The organism is Bacillus sp. CR71 (genome assembly GCF_003429245.1).
GTDB classification, from domain to species: Bacteria; Bacillota; Bacilli; order Bacillales; family Bacillaceae_G; genus Bacillus_A; species Bacillus_A thuringiensis_S.
In genome coordinates, this window is the sequence record NZ_CP031748.1 from 1,381,806 (window position 1) to 1,401,782 (window position 19,977).

The following is a 19,977-nucleotide window of genomic DNA, read 5'->3' on the forward strand; positions in this document are numbered from 1 at the left end:
TACATATACTATAAAAGGTGGATGTGACCTCTGTGTGAACATAGAGTGAAAGAGAGAGGGAGTTTTAAAGAAAAGATAGAAAGACAAAAAAATAAGACCATCATTTATAAGATGGTCAAGGAAGGGGACAATTTATGTCAATTTAATTAGGGATGGAAGCTATTCAAAGACACTGGGGAATGTCTTAAAAATTAGGGAGGAACAGCTTCGATACATATACTATAAAAGGTGGATGTGACCTCTATGTGAACATAGAGTGAAAGATATGGGGATTTGAAAAATAGTACATATGAAATTGTTATTGCTAGCAATATTGAGCTAGGATATATAGTTTTCCAGCATAAAACAAAAAGGAATCTGAATATAAATAAAAGTTGTAATCTATGAAAAAAAGGATTATGCTCAACTATATTATAAGAATATAAGGTTTGTCCCAATTGTTTAAGGGCTTTTTAAAAGCTTTTTATTTATGAGGGGAAAGCTTCACTTTAATAAGGGAGTTAGTGATATGGAAGTAACAAAAAAACAAGGGCTGTATAATCGTCTTATACGATTAAACCCACCACAAATATTAGCATTAGGTTTTTTCTGCTTAATTGTGGTTGGCGGTTTGTTATTAAAGTTACCATTCGCAACGAAAGCACATATTAGTTGGGTAGATGCTTTCTTTACAGCAACGTCAGCAGCGACCGTAACTGGTTTGGGAGTAGTGGATACAGCAAGTACATTTACGATGTTTGGCGAAATTGTTATTATGTTTTTAATTCAAACAGGTGGTCTAGGTCTTATGACAATTGCCATTTTAATTGTTTGGGTATTAGGCAAAAAAATCGGATTACGCCATCGTTTATTAATTGGAGAAGCATTTAATCAAACAAATATAGGTGGTCTTGTAAAATTAGTAAAGCGTGTCTTTATATTTTCGATTTGTATTGAGCTTATTGGGGTCATCTTTTTATCGTTTCGCTTTATTCCAGAGTTTGGTTTTGGAAAAGGTTTATACTATAGTATTTTTCATGTAATTGCATCTTATAATAATGCAGGATTTGCTTTATGGCCAGATAATTTAACAAGATATGTAGGGGATCCCATTATTAATATTGGGATTTGCTCTTTAATTGTAATAGGTGGACTCGGTTTTACCGTATTAATTGATATATGGTATAGTCGCAGTTTTCGAAAATTATCACTTCACTCAAAAATAATGATTATTGGAACAGTAGTGTTAAATGTTATAGCAATGATTGTAATTTTTGTATTGGAATATAATAATGTGAAGACGTTAGGGAATTTATCTTTAAATGAAAAACTATGGGCTTCCTTCTTTCAAGGTATTACCCCGCGGACAGCTGGATTTAATACGATTGACTATGGAGGTATGGAAGAATCATCTATATTATTTACGATGATTTTAATGTTTATTGGTGCAGGAAGTGTATCAACAGGTGGAGGAATTAAATTAACAACGTTTGTTATCTTAATTACATCTGTCCTTTCTTTCTTTAGAAAAAAGGAAGAAATTGTTTTATTTCAGCGTACAATTAAAATGTCGACAGTAACGAGGGCCTTAGCGATTGCTGTTGCTAGTCAAATACTTATTTTTACAGCGGTATTTATATTAATGCTTACAGAAAACTTCAGCTTTATTCAATTATTATTTGAGACAATATCAGCGTTTGGCACAGTCGGATTAACGATGGGAATTACTGCAAAGCTATCGGCATTCGGAAAATGTATTATTATGTTTGTTATGTTTTGCGGATTAATTGGACCGTTAACACTTGTGTTTTCTTTAGCGCGACCAGCAAAACAAAAAATAAAATATCCATCGGAAGATGTGTTTACAGGATAAGGTATCCCGCGTTAAGCGAGATACCTTTTTCTTTTTTAGAACAGGGAGAACAATAAACCAATAAGTGCTACTCGGAATAAAATTGCGATAAGTGCAGCAATCCCACCGACAACTGCAGCGATACCGCCAGTTACAGTAGCTCCGCGATTATAAGCGTAAATACCGAGTAAAACAGAAACAAGACCAAATAGTGTTGGGAATGTAAATAGCGATAAGATAGATAGCGCAAGAGCGATAAAACCAGCAGTTGATCCAGCGGCGGATGATTTTACAACATCTTTATCGTCTTTATCATCGTAATCATAATCAATGCGTTGTGGTGCAACCTCAGCGGCGTACTCTTCTTTATAGTCACTATAATCACTATCTATTCTATCTCTTCTTTTATAATCATCAAATTTCTCAGTCAAAGTCATGACTCCTTTCATAACAAGGTTCAATAGTAGTATGTATCTCTTTTTCTTTTTTATCCTGCTATTTGTGGGAGTCGAGCTACGTACACATCCTACTGATTAAAGTTTCACTATACCGGAGCATGTACAGGGAGTAGTATCTTTTAAAAGGAGGAAAATGTTTTCTTGAAATAGGAAAAGTTAGTATGACTTCCTCTATTTTGGAAAGTATAAAAAGGAATAAAGAGGAAAGGGTGCAATACATAATGGAACATCCAATTGAAAATTTAATGAAAACGGCAATGACAAATTTAAAAGAGATGGTAGATGTAAATACAATTGTTGGGAGCCCGGTCTCAACAGCTGACGGAAATGTAGTATTAACAGTATCTCAGGTGGCTTTTGGTTTTGGAGCTGGTGGAAGTGATTTTAAAGGGGATTTCATTACTGAAAAACATAACGGTGGGCAAAATCAGCATAAAGAGAAAAAGCAAGGGCATCCATTTGGAGGAGGAAGCGGGGCTGGGGTTTCTATTAGCCCAGTTGCTTTTTTAGTAGTCGGTTCTAACGGTGTGCAAGTATTACACCTCAATAGTAGTACACATTTAATTGAAAAGGCTTTAAATACGGTACCAAGCACTGTAGATAAATTTGTAAATGGTCGCCAAAAGTGAACTTGCATTTTTTAGGAATTATGATATATTAGAAAAAGTGCGCTTTAGGATGATCGGAATAATTGAACTGTAAATATATATGATGTGTGGAATAAGGGAGAGGAATTTATGATTAATATCAAAAACTTAGTAGTTGGTTTATGTATGTTAGTAAGCGGTTTTGTTGTATATGTAATAAAAGAAAAAGCTCCATTCTAAAACAGACAAACCGTTACTGTCTGTTTTTAATTTGCAAAAAATGTTGACAAGTTATTTTATTGATGTTAAAATTTTAATTCGTGTCTCGGTTACAGCTAGTATAAAGTAAATAAATCTTATAAATGTAATACGAAAAGTTTGCGAAAGATCGGGTAGTCTTACCAACAACTTTTGTGAACAAACCCTATAAATTATAAGTGTAAGCTTTATAGGTATACTAGTGAATCAAGGAGCGGTCAGTGGAACCGTAATGATGAGAGAGAGGTAGGGCTTTCATCCAGTATATGTTACTTTCCCGTTAGGTGAATATAAAAAAGAGGACTCCTTTTCAAAAGGAGTCCTCTTTCTTTTTTTAAGTGCGAATTTCAACTTGTTGACAAATTTCATCCGTTGTTAAACCGTGAGCTGTAATGACTGATCCTTTAATTGATGCATCTGCAATGCCCATCACATTAGAATCTTGCCCAGTTACAACGCAACAATCACACCCTTGTGCATCCTGTTCTGAGTTAAGTGTAACAACTTCATGACCTTGTTGCTGAAGAGCTTGTTGAACGTCTGTTAATGAGTTTTCAACGCCAATTCTAGCCATAATTCTCACCTCCTACCATCTAATTGCTAGTATGCTCAAGTTCACTGCATATATTTATGAAAAGACGGTAGGAAGTAAATCTTTGTTTAGTCGTTATATACGCCAGTAAGCATTTGACTAACGAATTGATCGTTTAATGTATCTTGTGCAGAAGAAGTATTTGAATGGATGTCGATTGAAGCAATAAAATGATTATGTTCTTGCGTGTTTGGTTCTACCTCTACGTAATTATCGAATTTACAAAAACCTTTCGTGTCCATTAGATCAAATAATTGCAACATTTCTACTACCTCTTGTCTCGTTCCTTTAATTTGTACACATGCCATATTTATTTCCTCCTTCATTTTGACAAATTGTTTTTTAAAAATAGGATTATGATTACGAAATGAAAAATATGAATGTTATTTTTAGACAGCGCTATTTTTGTTATTTTCCCCCTTTTTCAGCAAAAGTCGTTATATATTCCCGGATTTATAAAATCGGACGTCCGTTTATTGAATACAATAGATTCGTATTAATTGATGAAAATCCTTCTTTTAAACAAATATTTTTTTAGTGAAAATTGGCGAAAAAAATTTTCGGACTTTTTGTAAACGTTAACAATGTTGTTAAATCAATATAATTGAAGATGTACGTACGATTAAAAATTATAAATTTTCTAAAAATTTACTTGATTTATTTAAAAAGGAGAGTAAACTAGGAAACAATAAAAAATTCATAGAACATAGGAGGCACTTCCAGTGAATGAGCAATGGATTTTCTTAAATGGAGAATTTGTTCCGAAAGATGAAGCAAAAGTTTCGGTATATGATCATGGCTATTTATATGGCGATGGAGTATTTGAAGGAATTAGAGTTTATAGCGGTAATGTTTTCCGTTTGAGAGAGCATCTTGTCCGGTTGTATGAATCAGCAAAATCAATCCTTTTAGAAATTCCATATTCATTAGATGAAGTAACGAATATTGTTGTTGAGACGATTCGACAAAATAAATTATCTAATGGATACATTCGCCTTGTTGTATCAAGAGGAGCAGGAAATCTTGGATTGGATCCCGATTCATGTAAGAAGCCGAATGTAGTAGTAATTGCAGAACAATTATCTTTATTCCCACAAGAATATTATGAGAAAGGGATTCCAGTTGTAACAGTTGCAACGCGCCGAAATCGTCCCGATGTTTTATCCCCTCAAGTAAAATCTTTAAATTACTTAAACAATATTTTAGTTCGTATTGAAGCGAAATTAGCTGGAGTACAAGAAGCACTTATGTTAAATGATCAAGGATATGTTGCTGAAGGATCAGGAGATAACGTGTTTATTGTTAAAGGAAATAAATTAATTACACCACCAAGTTCTGCTGGAGCGTTAGAAGGTATTACACGAAACGCCATTTTAGAAATCGGCGAAAAACTTGGATATGACGTAAGAGAAGAGTTATTTACAAGACATGATGTATATGTAGCTGATGAAGTGTTTTTAACAGGAACAGCTGCTGAAGTTATTGCTGTTACGACAGTAGATGGTAGAACGATTGGTTTAGGGCAAACGGGTCCACATACGAATCGTTTATTGGAAGAATTCCGAAAGTTAGTTATAGAAGATGGAGAGAAAATTTACGAAGAAAATAAAGTTGGATAACAACTTTTTATAACATAAGAAAGCGTTGAGAGGGAGGAGTAGTTGATTGTGAAGCCTCACAGAGAGTCGGTGGTTGCTGAAAACCGATGGTTCACGTCGACGAACATCGCCCTTGAGTGCTAAGCTGAAGCATTTGTCTAGGCTTAGACGGTAGCTCCGTTATTAGCTAGATCCATTTATGGGTCACTGAGGCAAGAGTATTCTTGCAAAGAAGGGTGGTACCGCGAAATCTTTCGTCCCTTCAGCACATAGCTGGAGTGTGGACGTAGGATTTTTTTTATTGATAAAGGTTTTCAAAAAGGGGGCTTATAAGAATAATGTCTTCAAAAACGGAAGAGAAACTGGCAACTGGTGCACAGCTATTGTTAGAAGCGCTAGAAAAGGAAGGAGTAGAAGTGATTTTCGGTTATCCTGGTGGTGCTGTTTTACCTCTCTATGATGCACTGTATGATTGTGAAATTCCTCATATTTTAACAAGGCATGAGCAAGGAGCAATTCACGCTGCTGAAGGGTATGCCAGAATTACTGGTAATCCAGGGGTTGTCATTGCAACGAGTGGTCCAGGTGCTACAAATGTGATTACTGGTCTAGCAGATGCGATGATTGATTCATTACCACTTGTTGTATTTACAGGGCAAGTAGCAACAACGTTAATTGGAAGTGATGCTTTCCAAGAAGCGGATATTATGGGGCTTACAATGCCGGTGACAAAACATAACTATCAAGTGCGAAAGGCTTCAGATTTACCTCGAATTATTAAAGAAGCATTTCATATTGCTAAAACAGGAAGACCAGGCCCAGTCGTGATCGATCTTCCGAAAGATATGGTAGTAGAGCAAGGAGAACGATGTAATGATGTGCAAATGGATTTACCAGGATACAACCCAAATTATGAACCGAATTTACTCCAAATAAACAAATTATTACAAGCAATTAGTGCTGCAAACAAGCCGTTAATTTTAGCTGGAGCAGGTGTATTGCATGCGAAAGCATCAAAAGAGTTAACAAGTTTTGCGCGTAAATATGAAATTCCTGTTGTGCATACATTACTTGGTCTTGGTGGCTTTCCGCCAGATGATGAACTTTTTCTAGGGATGGGGGGAATGCATGGTTCTTACACAGCCAATATGGCGTTATATGAATGCGACTTACTCATTAATGTAGGCGCGAGATTTGATGATCGGCTTACTGGAAATTTAGCTTATTTTGCTAAAGGAGCGACTGTCGCGCATATCGATATCGATCCAGCAGAAATCGGAAAAAATGTGCCGACTGAAATTCCTATTGTTGCAAGTGCTAAGCGGGCATTGGAAGTATTACTTCAACCAGAAGGAAGGAAAGAAAATCATCATGAATGGATCTCTTTATTAAAGAGTAGAAAAGAACAGTATCCATTCTCTTATAAACGAAACTCTGAAAGTATTAAACCTCAATACGCGATTGATATGCTATATGAAATCACGAAAGGAGAAGCGATTGTAACAACAGACGTTGGGCAACATCAAATGTGGGCAGCGCAATATTATCCGCTGAAAAATCCAGATAAATGGGTAACTTCTGGCGGATTGGGAACGATGGGATTCGGATTTCCAGCAGCAATTGGTGCGCAAATCGCAAAGCCTGAAGAACTAGTCATTGCAATTGTTGGTGACGCTGGGTTTCAAATGACTCTACAAGAATTAAGTGTATTAAAAGAACATTCTTTACCTGTTAAAGTATTTATTTTAAATAATGAAGCTTTAGGAATGGTAAGGCAATGGCAAGACGAATTTTATAATCAAAGATATTCACATTCCTTATTGTCGTGTCAACCAGATTTCGTCGCTCTTGCGAATGCGTATGGTATAAAAGCTGTTCGTATTGATGATCCACTTCTTGCAAAGAAGCAGTTGAAGCATGCGATTGAATTAAAAGAACCAGTCTTAATTGATTGCCGTGTACTTCAATCTGAGAAAGTTATGCCGATGGTTGCGCCCGGGAAAGGCGTTCACCAAATGGAAGGAGTGGAAAAAAGGTGAAGAGAATTGTTACAGCGACAGTTCGAAATCAAAGTGGTGTGTTAAACCGAATTACAGGGGTTATGACACGAAGACATTTTAATATTGAAAGTATTTCAGTAGGTCATACGGAATCATCAGATATATCGCGAATGACGATAGTTGTGCATGTGGAAAGTGAACAGCAAGTTGAGCAGTTAATTAAACAACTTCATAAGCAAATCGATGTTCTGAAAGTATCAGATATTACAGAAGAAGCGATGATTGCTAGAGAGCTTGCTCTTATTAAAGTAGCAACTTCTGTAGCAAGGGCGGAATTATATAGTTTAATTGAACCGTTTCGAGCCGCTGTAATAGATGTTGGGAAGGATTCCATAGTTGTGCAAGTAACAGGTACGCAAGATAAAGTGGAAGCGTTAATTGAATTACTTAGACCATACGGTTTGAAAGAAATTGCGAGAACAGGTGTAACAGCATTTACACGTAGTATGAAAAAACAAGATAAGCAAGTTATGTTAATTCAATAATCATTTAAATATAGGGGGAAATGAAAATGGCAAAAGTTTATTATGAGAAAGATGTAACAGTAAATGTATTAAAGGAAAAGAAAGTAGCAATCATCGGATATGGCTCGCAAGGTCATGCGCATGCGCAAAATTTACGTGATAACGGATTTGATGTAGTAGTAGGTTTAAGAAAAGGTAAGTCTTGGGATAAAGCGAATGAAGATGGATTTTCTGTATATACAGTAGCAGAAGCAGCGGAAAAAGCTGATGTAGTAATGATTCTACTGCCTGATGAATTACAACCAGAAGTATATAAAGCTGAAATTGAACCAAATTTACAAGCCGGAAATTCTCTCGTGTTCGCACATGGATTTAATGTTCACTTTGATCAAGTAAAACCACCAGCTAATGTAGATGTATTTCTAGTAGCGCCAAAAGGACCGGGGCATCTCGTACGCCGTACGTTCGCCGAGGGCGGGGCTGTTCCTGCACTATTTGCCGTATATCAAGATGCAACAGGAGTTGCGACTGAAAAAGCACTTTCTTATGCTGACGGAATTGGAGCAACGAGAGCTGGTGTATTAGAAACGACGTTTAAAGAAGAAACAGAAACAGATTTATTTGGAGAGCAAGCTGTACTCTGCGGCGGAGTGACTGCACTTGTAAAAGCAGGGTTTGAAACGTTAGTTGATGCGGGATACCAGCCTGAACTTGCATATTTTGAATGTTTACATGAACTGAAGCTAATCGTTGACCTTATGTATGAAGGTGGACTTGAAAATATGAGATATTCAGTTTCAGATACAGCGCAGTGGGGAGACTTCGTATCAGGACCACGCGTTGTTACTGAAGATACGAAGAAAGCGATGGGGGCAGTATTAGCAGAAATTCAAGATGGTACATTTGCAAGAGGCTGGATTGCAGAGCATAAAGCAGGAAGACCAAATTTCCACGCGACAAATGAGAAAGAGAATGAACATGAAATTGAAGTAGTTGGACGTAAATTACGTGAAATGATGCCTTTCGTACAGCCGCGAGTAAAGGTAGGGATTAAATAATATGAAGCAGATTTTGTTCATGGATACAACGCTTCGTGATGGCGAACAATCACCAGGAGTAAATTTAAATGAACAAGAGAAATTACAAATTGCTAGGCAATTAGAGAGGCTTGGTATTCATGTAATGGAAGCTGGATTCGCGGCAGCTTCCGAAGGTGACTTCCAATCAGTAAAACGCATCGCGAATACAATTCAAAATGCTACGGTTATGAGTTTAGCTAGAGCGAAAGAAAGTGACATTCGAAGAGCATATGAAGCAGTGAAAGGTGCTGTATCTCCTCGTCTACACGTATTTCTAGCTACGAGTGATATTCATATGAAATATAAACTTTGTATGTCAAAAGAAGACGTGTTAAATAGTATTCAACGTTCGGTTACGCTTGGAAAATCATTATTTCCGACAGTACAATTTTCTGCAGAAGATGCGACAAGAACATCGAGAGCATTTTTAGCTGAAGCAGTAGAAACTGCGATTCGCGCAGGAGCGAATGTAATTAATATTCCGGATACAGTTGGATATACGAATCCAGAAGAATATTATTCTCTTTTCAAATACTTACAAGAATCCGTTCCATCATATGAAAAAGCGATTTTTTCTTGTCACTGTCACGATGATCTTGGTATGGCAGTAGCAAATTCGTTAGCTGCGGTTGAAGGCGGAGCATTGCAAGTAGAAGGAACGATTAATGGCATTGGAGAAAGAGCAGGGAATGCAGCGTTAGAAGAAGTTGCGGTTGCTCTTCATATTAGAAAAGATTTTTATAAAGCAGAACCTTCTATGACTTTAAAAGAGATTAAGGCGACGAGTACATTAGTAAGCAGGTTAACGGGTATGGTTGTACCGAAAAATAAAGCAATCGTTGGAGCGAATGCATTTGCTCATGAATCAGGCATCCACCAAGATGGGGTTCTAAAAGAAGTAACAACTTATGAAATTATCGAACCAGCGCTTATAGGAGAATCTCAAAATCTCTTTGTACTTGGGAAACATTCTGGCCGTCATGCGTTTACGGAAAAAATGAAAGAGCTTGGTTATGAATTTACAAATGAAGAGCGAGATGCGGTATTCGAAGCGTTTAAAAAATTGGCTGATCGTAAAAAGGAAATTACTGAGGAAGATTTACGCGCACTTATGCTTGGTGAAGCAGCATTTGCAGCCCAGCAATATAACATTACGCAATTACAAGTGCATTTCGTATCAAATAGTACACAATGCGCAACAGTTGTGCTGAAGGATGAGGAAGGAAATGTATATGAAGATGCAGCCACTGGTTCTGGTAGTATTGAAGCGATATACAATGCGATTCAAAGAATTTTAGGACTAGAATGTGAATTGGCAGATTATCGCATACAATCTATTACACAAGGTCAAGATGCACTTGCTCACGTTCATGTTGAATTAAAAGAAGGTAGTCACCAAATATCAGGTTTCGGAGTTGCGCAAGACGTATTGGAAGCGTCGGCGAGAGCTTATGTCCATGCAGCAGGGAAATTAAAATCTCTTATAGCGCTTGTGAAATAAATATTTGATAGGTGAGAGAAGTTTTCCTCACCTATCAAATTAAAGTTCTGAAAATTCAGTTAAAAGGAGTGTTAAAAATGGAAAAACGTATCGTTTGTTTAGCTGGTGATGGTGTCGGTCCAGAAGTTATGGAAAGTGCGAAGGAAGTATTGCATATGGTAGAAAGGCTATATGGACATCATTTTCATTTGCAAGATGAGTACTTTGGTGGTGTTGCTATCGATTTAACTGGGCAACCATTACCACAGCGAACACTTGCCGCCTGTTTAGCGAGTGATGCGGTTTTACTTGGAGCAGTAGGTGGACCAAGGTGGGATAGTGCGAAAGAAAGGCCTGAGAAAGGATTATTAGCATTAAGAAAAGGACTCGGTGTATTTGCGAATGTTCGCCCTGTAACGGTAGAAAGTGCAACTGCACATTTATCACCATTAAAAAATGTGGATGAAATTGATTTCGTTGTCGTTCGTGAATTAACAGGCGGAATTTATTTTTCTTATCCGAAAGAGCGAACGGAAGAAGTGGCGACAGATACACTTACGTATCATCGCCATGAAATTGAACGTATCGTTTCGTATGCTTTTCAATTAGCGAATAAGCGGAAGAAAAAAGTAACATCTATTGATAAAGCGAATGTTTTAGAGTCTAGTAAACTATGGAGAACTGTGACAGAAGAAGTAGCACTTCGCTACCCAAATGTGGAAGTAGAACACATTTTAGTAGATGCAGCGGCTATGGAATTAATTCGAAATCCAGGAAGATTTGACGTTATTGTAACGGAAAATTTATTTGGTGATATTTTAAGTGATGAGGCTTCAGTATTAGCTGGATCATTAGGAATGCTTCCATCAGCAAGTCACGCTGAAAAGGGGCCTTCATTATACGAGCCTATTCACGGATCAGCGCCGGATATTGCGGGGAAAAATAAGGCGAATCCAATTGCGATGATGCGTTCTGTTGCAATGATGCTTGGGCAATCGTTCGGATTAACGAGGGAAGGATATGCAATTGAAGAAGCAGTTTCTGCAGTCCTTAAATCAGGAAAATGTACAGCAGATATCGGGGGGACTGAAACGACAATTTCATTTACAAAGGCAGTTATTCAAGAAATGGAAGAGCAAGCGTTAGTAGGGAGAGGAAAATAATGGGGAAAAGGTTACTAGATAAGCTTTGGGAAAGACATGTAGTTGCGACTAATGAAAATGGATTGGATTTATTATATATCGATCTACATCTTGTTCATGAAGTAACGTCACCGCAAGCCTTTGAAGGCTTGCGGCTTACAAATCGAAGAGTCCGCAGACCAGATTTAACATTTGCAACGATGGATCATAATATTCCAACGAAAGATGTTTGGAATATTACCGATCGTATTGCGAAGCAGCAACTAGATACACTTCGGGAAAATTGTAAACAATTTCAGGTGCCATTAGCGGATATCGGAGATGAAGAGCAAGGGATCGTTCATGTTATAGGACCAGAACTTGGACTCACACAGCCAGGAAAAACGATTGTTTGTGGTGATAGTCATACAGCAACACACGGTGCTTTTGGTGCACTAGCGTTTGGTATTGGTACGAGTGAAGTGGAACATGTATTGGCAACGCAAACGTTATGGCAACGAAAGCCGAAAGCGATGGGCATTGAGTTAAAAGGAAAGTTACCGCAAGGTGTTTATGCGAAAGATATTATTTTACATCTCCTTTCAAAGTACGGAGTAGCAGTTGGAACAGGTTACGTAATGGAGTTTTACGGAGAGACCATTCATGCTATGGATATGGAAGAGAGGATGACGCTTTGCAATATGGCAATTGAAGGGGGAGCAAAGGCTGGTATTATTGCACCAGATGAAAAAACGGTTGCTTACGTAAAAGGGCGTAAATATGCGCCGAAAGACTATGAATCTATTAAGAAAAAATGGTCAGAACTTTATACAGATTTAGATGCAGTTTATGATTTACATATTTCAGTAGATGTTACGGATTTAGCGCCGTACGTTACGTGGGGAACAAATCCTAGTATGGGTGTTCGGATTGATGAGAAATTGCCAGAAAAGTATGATGCAAATGACGAAAGAGCGTTTTCTTATATGGGATTGAGTCCCGGACAAAGTACGTATGACATTCCAGTTCAACATGTTTTCATTGGATCTTGTACAAATTCTAGGCTTTCTGACTTAGAAATTGCTGCATCTGTCGTGAAAGGTAAGAAAGTAAAAGAAGGTGTGCGAGCACTTGTTGTACCCGGATCTCAAAGGGTAAGAGAAGCAGCGATGCATAAAGGATTACATCGCATATTTGAAGAAGCTGGATTTGAATGGAGAGAGCCCGGATGCTCAATGTGTCTAGGTATGAATCCAGATCAAGTGCCTGAAGGAGAACATTGTGCCTCTACGTCAAATCGCAATTTTGAAGGAAGACAAGGAAAGGGAGCACGAACGCATTTAGTTAGCCCGGCAATGGCGGCTGCGGCTGCGTTATATGGTCATTTTGTTGATATTAGAAAGGAGAGTTATGATGGAGCCATTTCGTATTCATAAAGGTACTGCCGCAGTACTGATGAATGATAACATTGATACAGATCAAATTATTCCGAAGCAATATTTAAAGAGAATTGAAAGAACTGGGTTTGGGAAGTTTTTATTTGATGAGTGGCGATATGATAATAATCGCCAAGAAAACCCTAATTTTCCTCTTAATGCACAAGAAAGAAAAGGAGCCAGCATATTAATTACAGGTGATAATTTTGGATGTGGCTCGTCAAGAGAACATGCTCCATGGGCGCTTGCTGATTATGGTTTCCGCGTTATTATCGCTGGAGGATTTGCCGATATCTTTTATATGAATTGTATGAAGAATGGCATGTTACCGATTGTAATGGATAAAGATATGCGTGAACAACTTGCTAAAACAGATGCGAGGGAACAAATCACAGTTGATTTAGAAAATGAAGTAATTACAACGAATACGCATAGATTCCATTTTACAATCGAGAAAATGTGGAAAGAGAAGTTATTAAATGGTTTAGATGAAATTAGTATTACAATGCAATATGAACAAGAAATAAAAGAGTATGAAAGAAAAGTGGCTTTATATTAAAAAAGTGACGGAATATTAAAAATGTATTTACATTCAAAATTAACTGTTATATACTATGTGAAAATCAGAGGAGAAAGGGAGTAAGTATTATGAATATCGTGCGATCTATTACAATGCTTACACAACTACATCATCATACATGAAACCCTTGAACCTAGCGTGAAAACGTGTAGGTACAAGGGGTATTCCCGTTGTACCTACACTCTATTGAAGAGCCTTGTAGGTATTTTGTCTACAAGGCTCTTTTTATTTTCGGCTTAGGTGAATGAAATCGGCATACATTAGAAGGGGAAAGGTGTGAAAATTTAGATGACAAAATGGAAGCGGGCAAACCCGAATGGAACGAGAGATTATTTATTCGAAGAATGTACATTAATTGAAGAAGTGGAGCAAAAATTAAGGCTTACTTTTTTAGAGAGAGGTTATGAGGAAATAAGAACACCTACAATTGAATTTTATGATGTTTTTGCATTTCAAAATAGACCGATAGATGAAGAGAAGATGTATAAATTTTTTGATGAAAAGGGAAGGATTATCGTTTTACGTCCAGATATGACAATTCCTTTAGCGAGAGTTATTGGAACACAGAGATGGGATACGCCACTTAAAGTGACGTATAGCGGGAATGTATTTCGAGCAAATGAATCCCATTCTGGAAAATATAATGAAATCGTACAAAGTGGTATTGAAGTTATCGGGATTGATAATGTAAGAGCTGAAATTGAATGCGTAATAAGTGTCATTCAAGCACTTCAAAAGTTGAATGTGCAATCTTTTACAATTGAGATTGGGCAAGTACAGTTATATAAATGTATTGTAAAAAAGCTCTCCATCCATGATGAAGAAGAAAGGGTACTTAGAACGTATATAGAAAGTAAAAATTATGCTGCCCTCTCAAATTTCATCGGAGAAAAGAAATTAGATCGATGCGATGAGACAGTAAGATTACTTGAGAAATTACCGAGGCTATTTGGAAATTTAGAAGTTATTGAGGAAGCAGAAAAGCTTGCTTCAAGTAATGAAATGAAAATGGCAATTGCAAGAGTAAAAGAAATGTATGAAACAATGGAAACGTTAGGATATGGTTCTTACATATCAATTGATTTAGGCATGATTCAACACTTAGATTACTATACGGGTGTTATTTTCAAAGGATATATATATGAAATTGGAGAAGAAATCGTTAGTGGCGGAAGATATGATGAGCTAATTGGGAATTTTGGAGAAACGCTGCCGGCTGTTGGACTCGCGGTGCAAGTAAATCAAATTGTGAAGGCGCTACAAGAGCAGCAAGAACCATATGAACGAAATCAAATTGATATTGTGATTCATTATGAGTTAAATAGATTAGCAGAAGCAGAAAGGTTACGAAATTTACTTCGAAAGGACGGGAAAAATGCCTGGTTATCTCTATTCTCTAATTTAAGCGATACCTTTCAATTTGCAAGAAAAAATAAAATAGGAACGGTCGTTGAGGCAAAGAATGAATACTTAGTGGAATATGTGTGGAATGAGAAATGGGTAGTCCAGAAAGAAGGAGAGACTTCATGCGTAACATTCAAATTGCGTTAACGAAAGGAAGATTAGAAAAACATGTAATTCCACTCTTTGAGCAGATTGGAATTGATTGTTCGGAACTCAAAAATAAAGGTCGGAAGCTTGTATTTCAAAGTAAAAATACAAATGTTTCATTTATTTTAGTAAAAGCGGTTGATGTTGCTACTTATGTAGAACATGGGGTAGCTGATATTGGGATCGTTGGAAAAGATATTTTAATGGAAAACGAGAAAGATATTTATGAAATGCTGGATTTAGGAGTAGGGATTTGTAAGTTTTGTGTTGCTTCTATTCCTACGTATAATCCGAAAAGTTACCGGAAGAAAAGAATTGCTACGAAATACCCACATATTACTTCTACTTATTTTCATGATAGGGGAGAGGACGTAGAAATTATTAAAATAGAAGGTTCTGTAGAAATCGCTCCTCTTCTTGGATTGGCAGATGCAATTGTAGATATTGTTGAAACAGGAAAAACATTACAAGAGAATGGACTTATTGTATTTGAGGAAATGCACTCTATATCGGCTCGGATGATTGTAAATAAGGCGGCCTTAAAAACTAAAAAAGACGAAATATTCAGTATTGTAAATATGATGGAGCAAGAAATCTTATCAGGGAAATAGGAGGACTTAAAATGGAAATCATTTATGAAGACTTTAAGGAGGCATTATCTAAAATAAAAGTGCTAAGAGAAAACGCTAATATAATAGAAGAAACTGTTCAAAGAAGTGTAAGAGAAATCATTAGAAATGTAAGGGAAGGGAAAGATGAGGCTTTATCTTTCTATACAAAAAAGTTTGATGGTGTAGAGATGAAAGATTTTTGTGTAAGTGAAGAAGAAATACAGCAAGCGAGTATGCTTGTAGAGAATTCATTTTTAGAAGCTTTAAAAGAGGCGAAGAAAAACATTGTTTCGTATCACGAAAAGCAAAAGAAGTACTCAATATTCGATTGTGAAAGTAAAGGCATAATTAGAGGACAGCTCATTCGGCCATTAGAAAATATAGGTGTATATGTACCGGGTGGGACAGCCTCATATCCTTCTTCAGTATTAATGAATGTATTGCCGGCGAAACTCGCAGGTGTGAAAAAGATTGTAATGGTAACACCGCCGAGGAAAGAAGGAATTGATCCTCATATATTAGCTGCTGCAAATCTTGCGGGGGTAGATGAAATTTATACGATAGGTGGCGCGCAAGCAATTGCGGCTTTAGCATACGGGACGGAATCGATTCCGAAAGTGGATAAAATAGTTGGACCGGGAAATTTGTACGTCGCTCTAGCGAAACGAGAAGTATACGGAATAGTAAATATCGATATGATTGCTGGTCCATCAGAAATTGTAGTTGTCGCGGATGAAACAGGTAATGCAAAATATATCGCAGCGGATTTATTATCGCAAGCAGAGCATGATGAGAGAGCAACGGCAATTTGTATTACAACGAATATGGAACTAGCTAAAGAAGTAGAAAAAGAGGTAGAAAGACAGTTAGAAATGTTACCAAGAAGTGAAATTGCACGTGAATCAATAAATAGAAATGGAGCCATCTTTATCGTTCCTTCTTTAGAGGAGGCACTAAAGTTATCAAATGAAATTGCTCCAGAACATTTAGAGTTACATATAAAAGAACCGATGAATGCTCTAGATTATGTGAAACATGCAGGCTCTATTTTCCTTGGGCCATATGCACCTGAACCGCTCGGGGATTATTTGGCGGGACCGAATCATGTATTACCAACGAGCGGAACGGCAAGATTTTTTTCTCCGTTATCAGTCGATGATTTCGTGAAAAAATCAAGTTTTATTTCTTATACGGAGGAAGCATTAAAAAATGTACAGCATCATATTGTAGAGCTTGCAAATAAAGAAGGGTTACATGCACATGCGAGAGCAATCCAAATAAGGTTAGAGGAGGAAAAATAATGCGTCAGTCCAGTCAAGTACGTCAGACGACAGAAACAAAAATTAAATTAAGTTTGCAGCTTGATGAAAGTACGAATGTATCTATTCAAACGGGGATTGGTTTTTTCGATCATATGCTGACTTTATTTGCTAGACATGGAAGATTTGGATTGCAAGTTGAGGCAGAAGGTGATGTATTTGTCGATGCACATCACACCGTTGAAGATGTTGGAATTGTACTCGGAAATTGCTTGAAAGAAGCATTGCAAAATAAAGAGAGAATTAATCGTTACGGTTCAGCGTATGTACCGATGGATGAATCTTTAGGATTTGTCGCAATTGATATAAGTGGACGCTCATATTGTGTATTTCAAGGGGAATTAACAAATCCGAAGCTCGGGGATTTTGATACAGAATTGACGGAAGAATTTTTTAGAGCAGTTGCACATGCTGCCAATATTACATTACATGCGCGCGTTCTATATGGAAGTAATACACATCACAAAATTGAAGCATTATTTAAAGCTTTTGGTAGAGCGCTTAGAGAAGCGGTCGAAAAAAATGCCAACATTACTGGTGTAAATTCAACGAAAGGGATGTTGTAATTGATTGCCATTATAGATTATGGAATGGGGAATATTCGTAGTGTAGAGCAAGCATTAAAATATATTGGGGCAGAGCACATTGTAACGAGTGATAAAGAAGAGATATTGAGAAGCGATGGCGTGATTTTACCGGGAGTAGGTGCATTTCCGAAAGCGATGGAAGTATTAGAAGAAAGAGATTTAGTGTGTGTACTAAAAGAAGTTTGTGATATAGGAAAACCACTCCTCGGTATATGTTTGGGCATGCAGCTTTTATTTGAACGAAGTGAGGAACTAAAAGGTTGTAGTGGGTTAGGTTTACTACCAGGGGAAATTCGTAAGTTAAAAGTTTCGTATAAAATTCCTCATATGGGATGGAATGAATTAAGGAAGGAAAGAGAATTTCCGCTTTGGAATGGATTAGTAGATGGTTCTTTCGTGTATTATGTTCATTCATATTACGCGGATTGTCCAGATGAAATTGTATGCGGAGTAAGTGATTATGGAATGCAAGTACCAGGGTTTGTAGCGAAAGGAAATGTATTTGGTGCACAGTTTCATCCAGAAAAAAGTGGTGAAATTGGCATGCAAATATTAAAAAATTTTCAAGGGGTGGTAGAAGCATGGAAATCTTCCCGGCTATCGATTTAAAGGAAGGGCGATGCGTTAGACTTTATCAAGGAGAGTTTAGTAAAGAAACGGTGATGAATGAAGATCCGGTAGCGCAGGCGATCATATTTGAAAAGCTTGGAGCGGAAATACTACACATTGTTGATTTAGACGGTGCAATTGCTGGCGAGTCGCTAAATTTTCTCGTCATTGAAAAAATCTGCAAGGCGGTACGTATTCCTGTGCAAGTGGGAGGAGGAATTCGTTCACTTAAAGCGGTGGAGAAGTTATTGTCAGTAGGTGTAGAAAAAGTGATTTTAGGAACAGCGGCTCTTTATGATAAGTCATTTTTAGAGGAAGCAGTTCATCTATATAAAGAGAAAATCATTGTTGGAATTGATGCGAAAAATGGTTTCGTAGCAACGAGAGGTTGGCTTGATTTGTCTGAAATTTCTTATATTAGTTTAGCGAAACAAATGGAAAGTTTAGGTGTTCAAACGATTGTGTTTACAGACATTTCGAAAGACGGGACGCTTGCAGGGCCAAATTTTGAACAATTGACGTTACTTCAAAAAAGTGTGGGCATTCGTCTCATTGCCTCTGGAGGAGTGGCATCTATTCAAGATGTGAAAAAGTTAAATGATATGAATATATATGGTGTCATAATTGGAAAGGCGCTTTACGAGAAAAAGATTGATTTAGAAGAAGTATTACAGGTAACGAAGTTATGTTAGCGAAACGAATTATTCCATGTCTAGATGTGAAAGAAGGGCGAGTCGTAAAGGGTGTAAATTTTATAGGATTACAAGATGTCGGTGATCCGGTTGAAATAGCTGAAGCATATAACGAGGCAGGGGCAGATGAAATCGTATTTTTAGATATTACGGCGACCCATGAAGGAAGAAAAACGATTATAGATGTTGTAGAAAAAACAGCAGCAAAAGTATTTATTCCTCTTACGGTTGGCGGGGGGATTTCAAGTGTGAAAGATATGTACAATTTACTAAGAGCTGGAGCAGACAAAGTTTCAATAAATTCAGCGGCAGTGCGAAACCCGAAGCTAATCGAAGAAGGGGCAGAACACTTTGGATCACAATGTATTGTCGTCGCAATTGACGCTAGAAAAGTAGCGGAAGATAAATGGAACGTATACGTCAACGGTGGAAGAGTTGACACAGAAATGGATGCTATAGAATGGGCGAAGCGTGTTGTTAAGCTCGGGGCGGGTGAAATTTTGTTAACGAGTATGGATGCAGATGGAACGAAAAGTGGATATGATCTTCGTTTAACAGAAGAGATTTCAAAAAGTGTTTCCATTCCAGTCATCGCATCAGGGGGCTGTGGTCATACGGATCACATTATAGAAGTTTTTCAAAAGACAACGGTTGATGCAGCGTTAGCGGCATCCATATTTCATTATGGTGAGGCGACAGTGCAGAGTGTAAAGCGAAAATTAAGAGATGCAAATGTTGAGGTGCGGTTATGAAACCTAATTTTTCAAAAGGATTAATACCAGCAATTGTCATCGAAGAAGGTACGAAAGAAGTTTTAATGCTAGCTTATATGAATGAAGACGCATATGAAAAAACGTTAGAGACGAAAAGAACATGGTTTTATTCTCGTTCGAGGCAGTCGTTATGGAATAAGGGAGAAACATCAGGGAATGTTCAATATGTGCAATCTCTATACTTAGATTGTGATCAAGATTCAATTGTTGTGAATGTGAAACAAGTAGGGCCTGCTTGTCATACGGGGGAGAAGACATGCTTTCACTATCAAATTATATAGGGGGGATACA

22 protein-coding genes and 1 other annotated feature are annotated in these 19,977 nt (G+C 37.3%); of the genes, 19 read left to right on the forward strand and 3 right to left on the reverse strand.

Annotated features, from left to right (window positions below; translation table 11 throughout):
- The first annotated feature begins 508 nt into the window (after positions 1–508).
- Complete coding sequence (locus tag DOS87_RS07165) at positions 509–1,852, forward strand: TrkH family potassium uptake protein (protein ID WP_000454114.1); 1,344 nt, start codon at positions 509–511, stop codon at positions 1,850–1,852.
- Between the two features lie 35 nt (positions 1,853–1,887).
- Here DOS87_RS07165 and DOS87_RS07170 read toward each other — a convergent pair whose 3' ends face one another.
- Positions 1,888–2,262, reverse strand: a complete 375-nt coding sequence (locus DOS87_RS07170; RefSeq protein WP_000136546.1) for a hypothetical protein — start codon at positions 2,260–2,262, stop codon at positions 1,888–1,890.
- Between the two features lie 188 nt (positions 2,263–2,450).
- On the opposite strand from DOS87_RS07170, the gene ytfJ reads away from it, so the two are divergent.
- A complete protein-coding gene (gene ytfJ, locus DOS87_RS07175; RefSeq protein WP_000204240.1) occupies positions 2,451–2,918 on the forward strand; it encodes a GerW family sporulation protein in 468 nt (155 codons plus the stop codon).
- 108 nt (positions 2,919–3,026) lie between these two features.
- Positions 3,027–3,116 (forward strand): hypothetical protein, encoded by a 90-nt coding sequence (locus DOS87_RS07180; protein ID WP_000608225.1) that lies wholly within the window; start codon positions 3,027–3,029, stop codon positions 3,114–3,116.
- Between the two features lie 352 nt (positions 3,117–3,468).
- Here DOS87_RS07180 and DOS87_RS07185 read toward each other — a convergent pair whose 3' ends face one another.
- Positions 3,469–3,708, reverse strand: a complete 240-nt coding sequence (locus DOS87_RS07185; protein ID WP_000101020.1) for a YkuS family protein — start codon at positions 3,706–3,708, stop codon at positions 3,469–3,471.
- Between the two features lie 86 nt (positions 3,709–3,794).
- The gene (locus DOS87_RS07190; protein ID WP_000752514.1) at positions 3,795–4,034 is read right to left on the reverse strand and encodes a DUF3911 family protein; all 240 of its coding nucleotides are present in this window, start codon (positions 4,032–4,034) and stop codon (positions 3,795–3,797) included.
- A 414-nt stretch (positions 4,035–4,448) separates the two neighbouring features.
- On the opposite strand from DOS87_RS07190, the gene ilvE reads away from it, so the two are divergent.
- From ilvE to hisI, 16 genes are all read left to right on the forward strand, one after another.
- A complete protein-coding gene (gene ilvE / locus DOS87_RS07195) occupies positions 4,449–5,345 on the forward strand; it encodes a branched-chain-amino-acid transaminase (protein WP_001005485.1) in 897 nt (298 codons plus the stop codon).
- A 16-nt stretch (positions 5,346–5,361) separates the two neighbouring features.
- Positions 5,362–5,589 (forward strand) — a binding site (T-box leader).
- A gap of 73 nt (positions 5,590–5,662) precedes the next feature.
- Entirely contained in the window at positions 5,663–7,363 is a 1,701-nt protein-coding gene (ilvB, locus tag DOS87_RS07200) for an acetolactate synthase large subunit (RefSeq protein ID WP_000095837.1), read from the forward strand.
- Positions 7,360–7,869, forward strand: a complete 510-nt coding sequence (gene ilvN, locus DOS87_RS07205) for an acetolactate synthase small subunit (RefSeq protein ID WP_000822952.1) — start codon at positions 7,360–7,362, stop codon at positions 7,867–7,869. Before ilvB ends, ilvN begins: the two co-directional genes overlap by 4 nt.
- Positions 7,870–7,895: 26 nt before the next feature.
- Complete coding sequence (ilvC, locus tag DOS87_RS07210) at positions 7,896–8,906, forward strand: ketol-acid reductoisomerase (protein ID WP_001151745.1); 1,011 nt, start codon at positions 7,896–7,898, stop codon at positions 8,904–8,906.
- Position 8,907: 1 nt separating this feature from the next.
- Positions 8,908–10,428, forward strand: coding sequence for a 2-isopropylmalate synthase (gene leuA / locus DOS87_RS07215; protein ID WP_098424946.1), 1,521 nt, complete (start codon positions 8,908–8,910; stop codon positions 10,426–10,428).
- 77 nt (positions 10,429–10,505) lie between these two features.
- Entirely contained in the window at positions 10,506–11,570 is a 1,065-nt protein-coding gene (leuB, locus tag DOS87_RS07220; RefSeq protein WP_000415389.1) for a 3-isopropylmalate dehydrogenase, read from the forward strand.
- Positions 11,570–12,964 (forward strand): 3-isopropylmalate dehydratase large subunit, encoded by a 1,395-nt coding sequence (gene leuC, locus DOS87_RS07225; RefSeq protein ID WP_000518094.1) that lies wholly within the window; start codon positions 11,570–11,572, stop codon positions 12,962–12,964. Before leuB ends, leuC begins: the two co-directional genes overlap by 1 nt.
- The gene (gene leuD, locus DOS87_RS07230; RefSeq protein WP_000433191.1) at positions 12,942–13,523 is read left to right on the forward strand and encodes a 3-isopropylmalate dehydratase small subunit; all 582 of its coding nucleotides are present in this window, start codon (positions 12,942–12,944) and stop codon (positions 13,521–13,523) included. The genes leuC and leuD overlap by 23 nt, the downstream gene beginning before the upstream one ends.
- A gap of 309 nt (positions 13,524–13,832) precedes the next feature.
- Entirely contained in the window at positions 13,833–15,095 is a 1,263-nt protein-coding gene (locus DOS87_RS07235; protein WP_000170302.1) for an ATP phosphoribosyltransferase regulatory subunit, read from the forward strand.
- Entirely contained in the window at positions 15,071–15,706 is a 636-nt protein-coding gene (hisG, locus tag DOS87_RS07240; protein WP_098578223.1) for an ATP phosphoribosyltransferase, read from the forward strand. The genes DOS87_RS07235 and hisG overlap by 25 nt, the downstream gene beginning before the upstream one ends.
- A gap of 11 nt (positions 15,707–15,717) precedes the next feature.
- Complete coding sequence (gene hisD / locus DOS87_RS07245) at positions 15,718–17,007, forward strand: histidinol dehydrogenase (protein WP_000402916.1); 1,290 nt, start codon at positions 15,718–15,720, stop codon at positions 17,005–17,007.
- A complete protein-coding gene (gene hisB, locus DOS87_RS07250; protein ID WP_001249962.1) occupies positions 17,007–17,591 on the forward strand; it encodes an imidazoleglycerol-phosphate dehydratase HisB in 585 nt (194 codons plus the stop codon). The genes hisD and hisB overlap by 1 nt, the downstream gene beginning before the upstream one ends.
- Positions 17,592–18,221: an imidazole glycerol phosphate synthase subunit HisH gene (gene hisH / locus DOS87_RS07255; RefSeq protein WP_000560346.1), complete on the forward strand. Its 630-nt coding sequence runs from the start codon at positions 17,592–17,594 to the stop codon at positions 18,219–18,221.
- Entirely contained in the window at positions 18,194–18,913 is a 720-nt protein-coding gene (gene hisA, locus DOS87_RS07260; RefSeq protein WP_000402290.1) for a 1-(5-phosphoribosyl)-5-[(5-phosphoribosylamino)methylideneamino]imidazole-4-carboxamide isomerase, read from the forward strand. The genes hisH and hisA overlap by 28 nt, the downstream gene beginning before the upstream one ends.
- Positions 18,907–19,665: an imidazoleglycerol phosphate synthase cyclase subunit gene (gene hisF / locus DOS87_RS07265; RefSeq protein ID WP_000880105.1), complete on the forward strand. Its 759-nt coding sequence runs from the start codon at positions 18,907–18,909 to the stop codon at positions 19,663–19,665. The genes hisA and hisF overlap by 7 nt, the downstream gene beginning before the upstream one ends.
- The gene (gene hisI / locus DOS87_RS07270; RefSeq protein ID WP_000803959.1) at positions 19,662–19,967 is read left to right on the forward strand and encodes a phosphoribosyl-AMP cyclohydrolase; all 306 of its coding nucleotides are present in this window, start codon (positions 19,662–19,664) and stop codon (positions 19,965–19,967) included. Before hisF ends, hisI begins: the two co-directional genes overlap by 4 nt.
- Positions 19,968–19,977: the final 10 nt, after the last annotated feature.

Coding starts and splice junctions, on each gene's coding strand:
- DOS87_RS07165 (WP_000454114.1), top strand. CDS start 509: ATGGAAGTAACAAAAAAACAAGGGCTGTATAATCGTCTTATACGATTA.
- ytfJ (WP_000204240.1), top strand. CDS start 2,451: ATGACTTCCTCTATTTTGGAAAGTATAAAAAGGAATAAAGAGGAAAGG.
- DOS87_RS07180 (WP_000608225.1), top strand. CDS start 3,027: ATGATTAATATCAAAAACTTAGTAGTTGGTTTATGTATGTTAGTAAGC.
- DOS87_RS07185 (WP_000101020.1), bottom strand. CDS start 3,708: ATGGCTAGAATTGGCGTTGAAAACTCATTAACAGACGTTCAACAAGCT.
- DOS87_RS07190 (WP_000752514.1), bottom strand. CDS start 4,034: ATGGCATGTGTACAAATTAAAGGAACGAGACAAGAGGTAGTAGAAATG.
- ilvB (WP_000095837.1), top strand. CDS start 5,663: ATGTCTTCAAAAACGGAAGAGAAACTGGCAACTGGTGCACAGCTATTG.
- ilvC (WP_001151745.1), top strand. CDS start 7,896: ATGGCAAAAGTTTATTATGAGAAAGATGTAACAGTAAATGTATTAAAG.
- leuA (WP_098424946.1), top strand. CDS start 8,908: ATGAAGCAGATTTTGTTCATGGATACAACGCTTCGTGATGGCGAACAA.
- leuB (WP_000415389.1), top strand. CDS start 10,506: ATGGAAAAACGTATCGTTTGTTTAGCTGGTGATGGTGTCGGTCCAGAA.
- leuC (WP_000518094.1), top strand. CDS start 11,570: ATGGGGAAAAGGTTACTAGATAAGCTTTGGGAAAGACATGTAGTTGCG.
- leuD (WP_000433191.1), top strand. CDS start 12,942: ATGGAGCCATTTCGTATTCATAAAGGTACTGCCGCAGTACTGATGAAT.
- DOS87_RS07235 (WP_000170302.1), top strand. CDS start 13,833: ATGACAAAATGGAAGCGGGCAAACCCGAATGGAACGAGAGATTATTTA.
- hisG (WP_098578223.1), top strand. CDS start 15,071: ATGCGTAACATTCAAATTGCGTTAACGAAAGGAAGATTAGAAAAACAT.
- hisD (WP_000402916.1), top strand. CDS start 15,718: ATGGAAATCATTTATGAAGACTTTAAGGAGGCATTATCTAAAATAAAA.
- hisB (WP_001249962.1), top strand. CDS start 17,007: ATGCGTCAGTCCAGTCAAGTACGTCAGACGACAGAAACAAAAATTAAA.
- hisA (WP_000402290.1), top strand. CDS start 18,194: ATGGAAATCTTCCCGGCTATCGATTTAAAGGAAGGGCGATGCGTTAGA.
- hisF (WP_000880105.1), top strand. CDS start 18,907: ATGTTAGCGAAACGAATTATTCCATGTCTAGATGTGAAAGAAGGGCGA.
- hisI (WP_000803959.1), top strand. CDS start 19,662: ATGAAACCTAATTTTTCAAAAGGATTAATACCAGCAATTGTCATCGAA.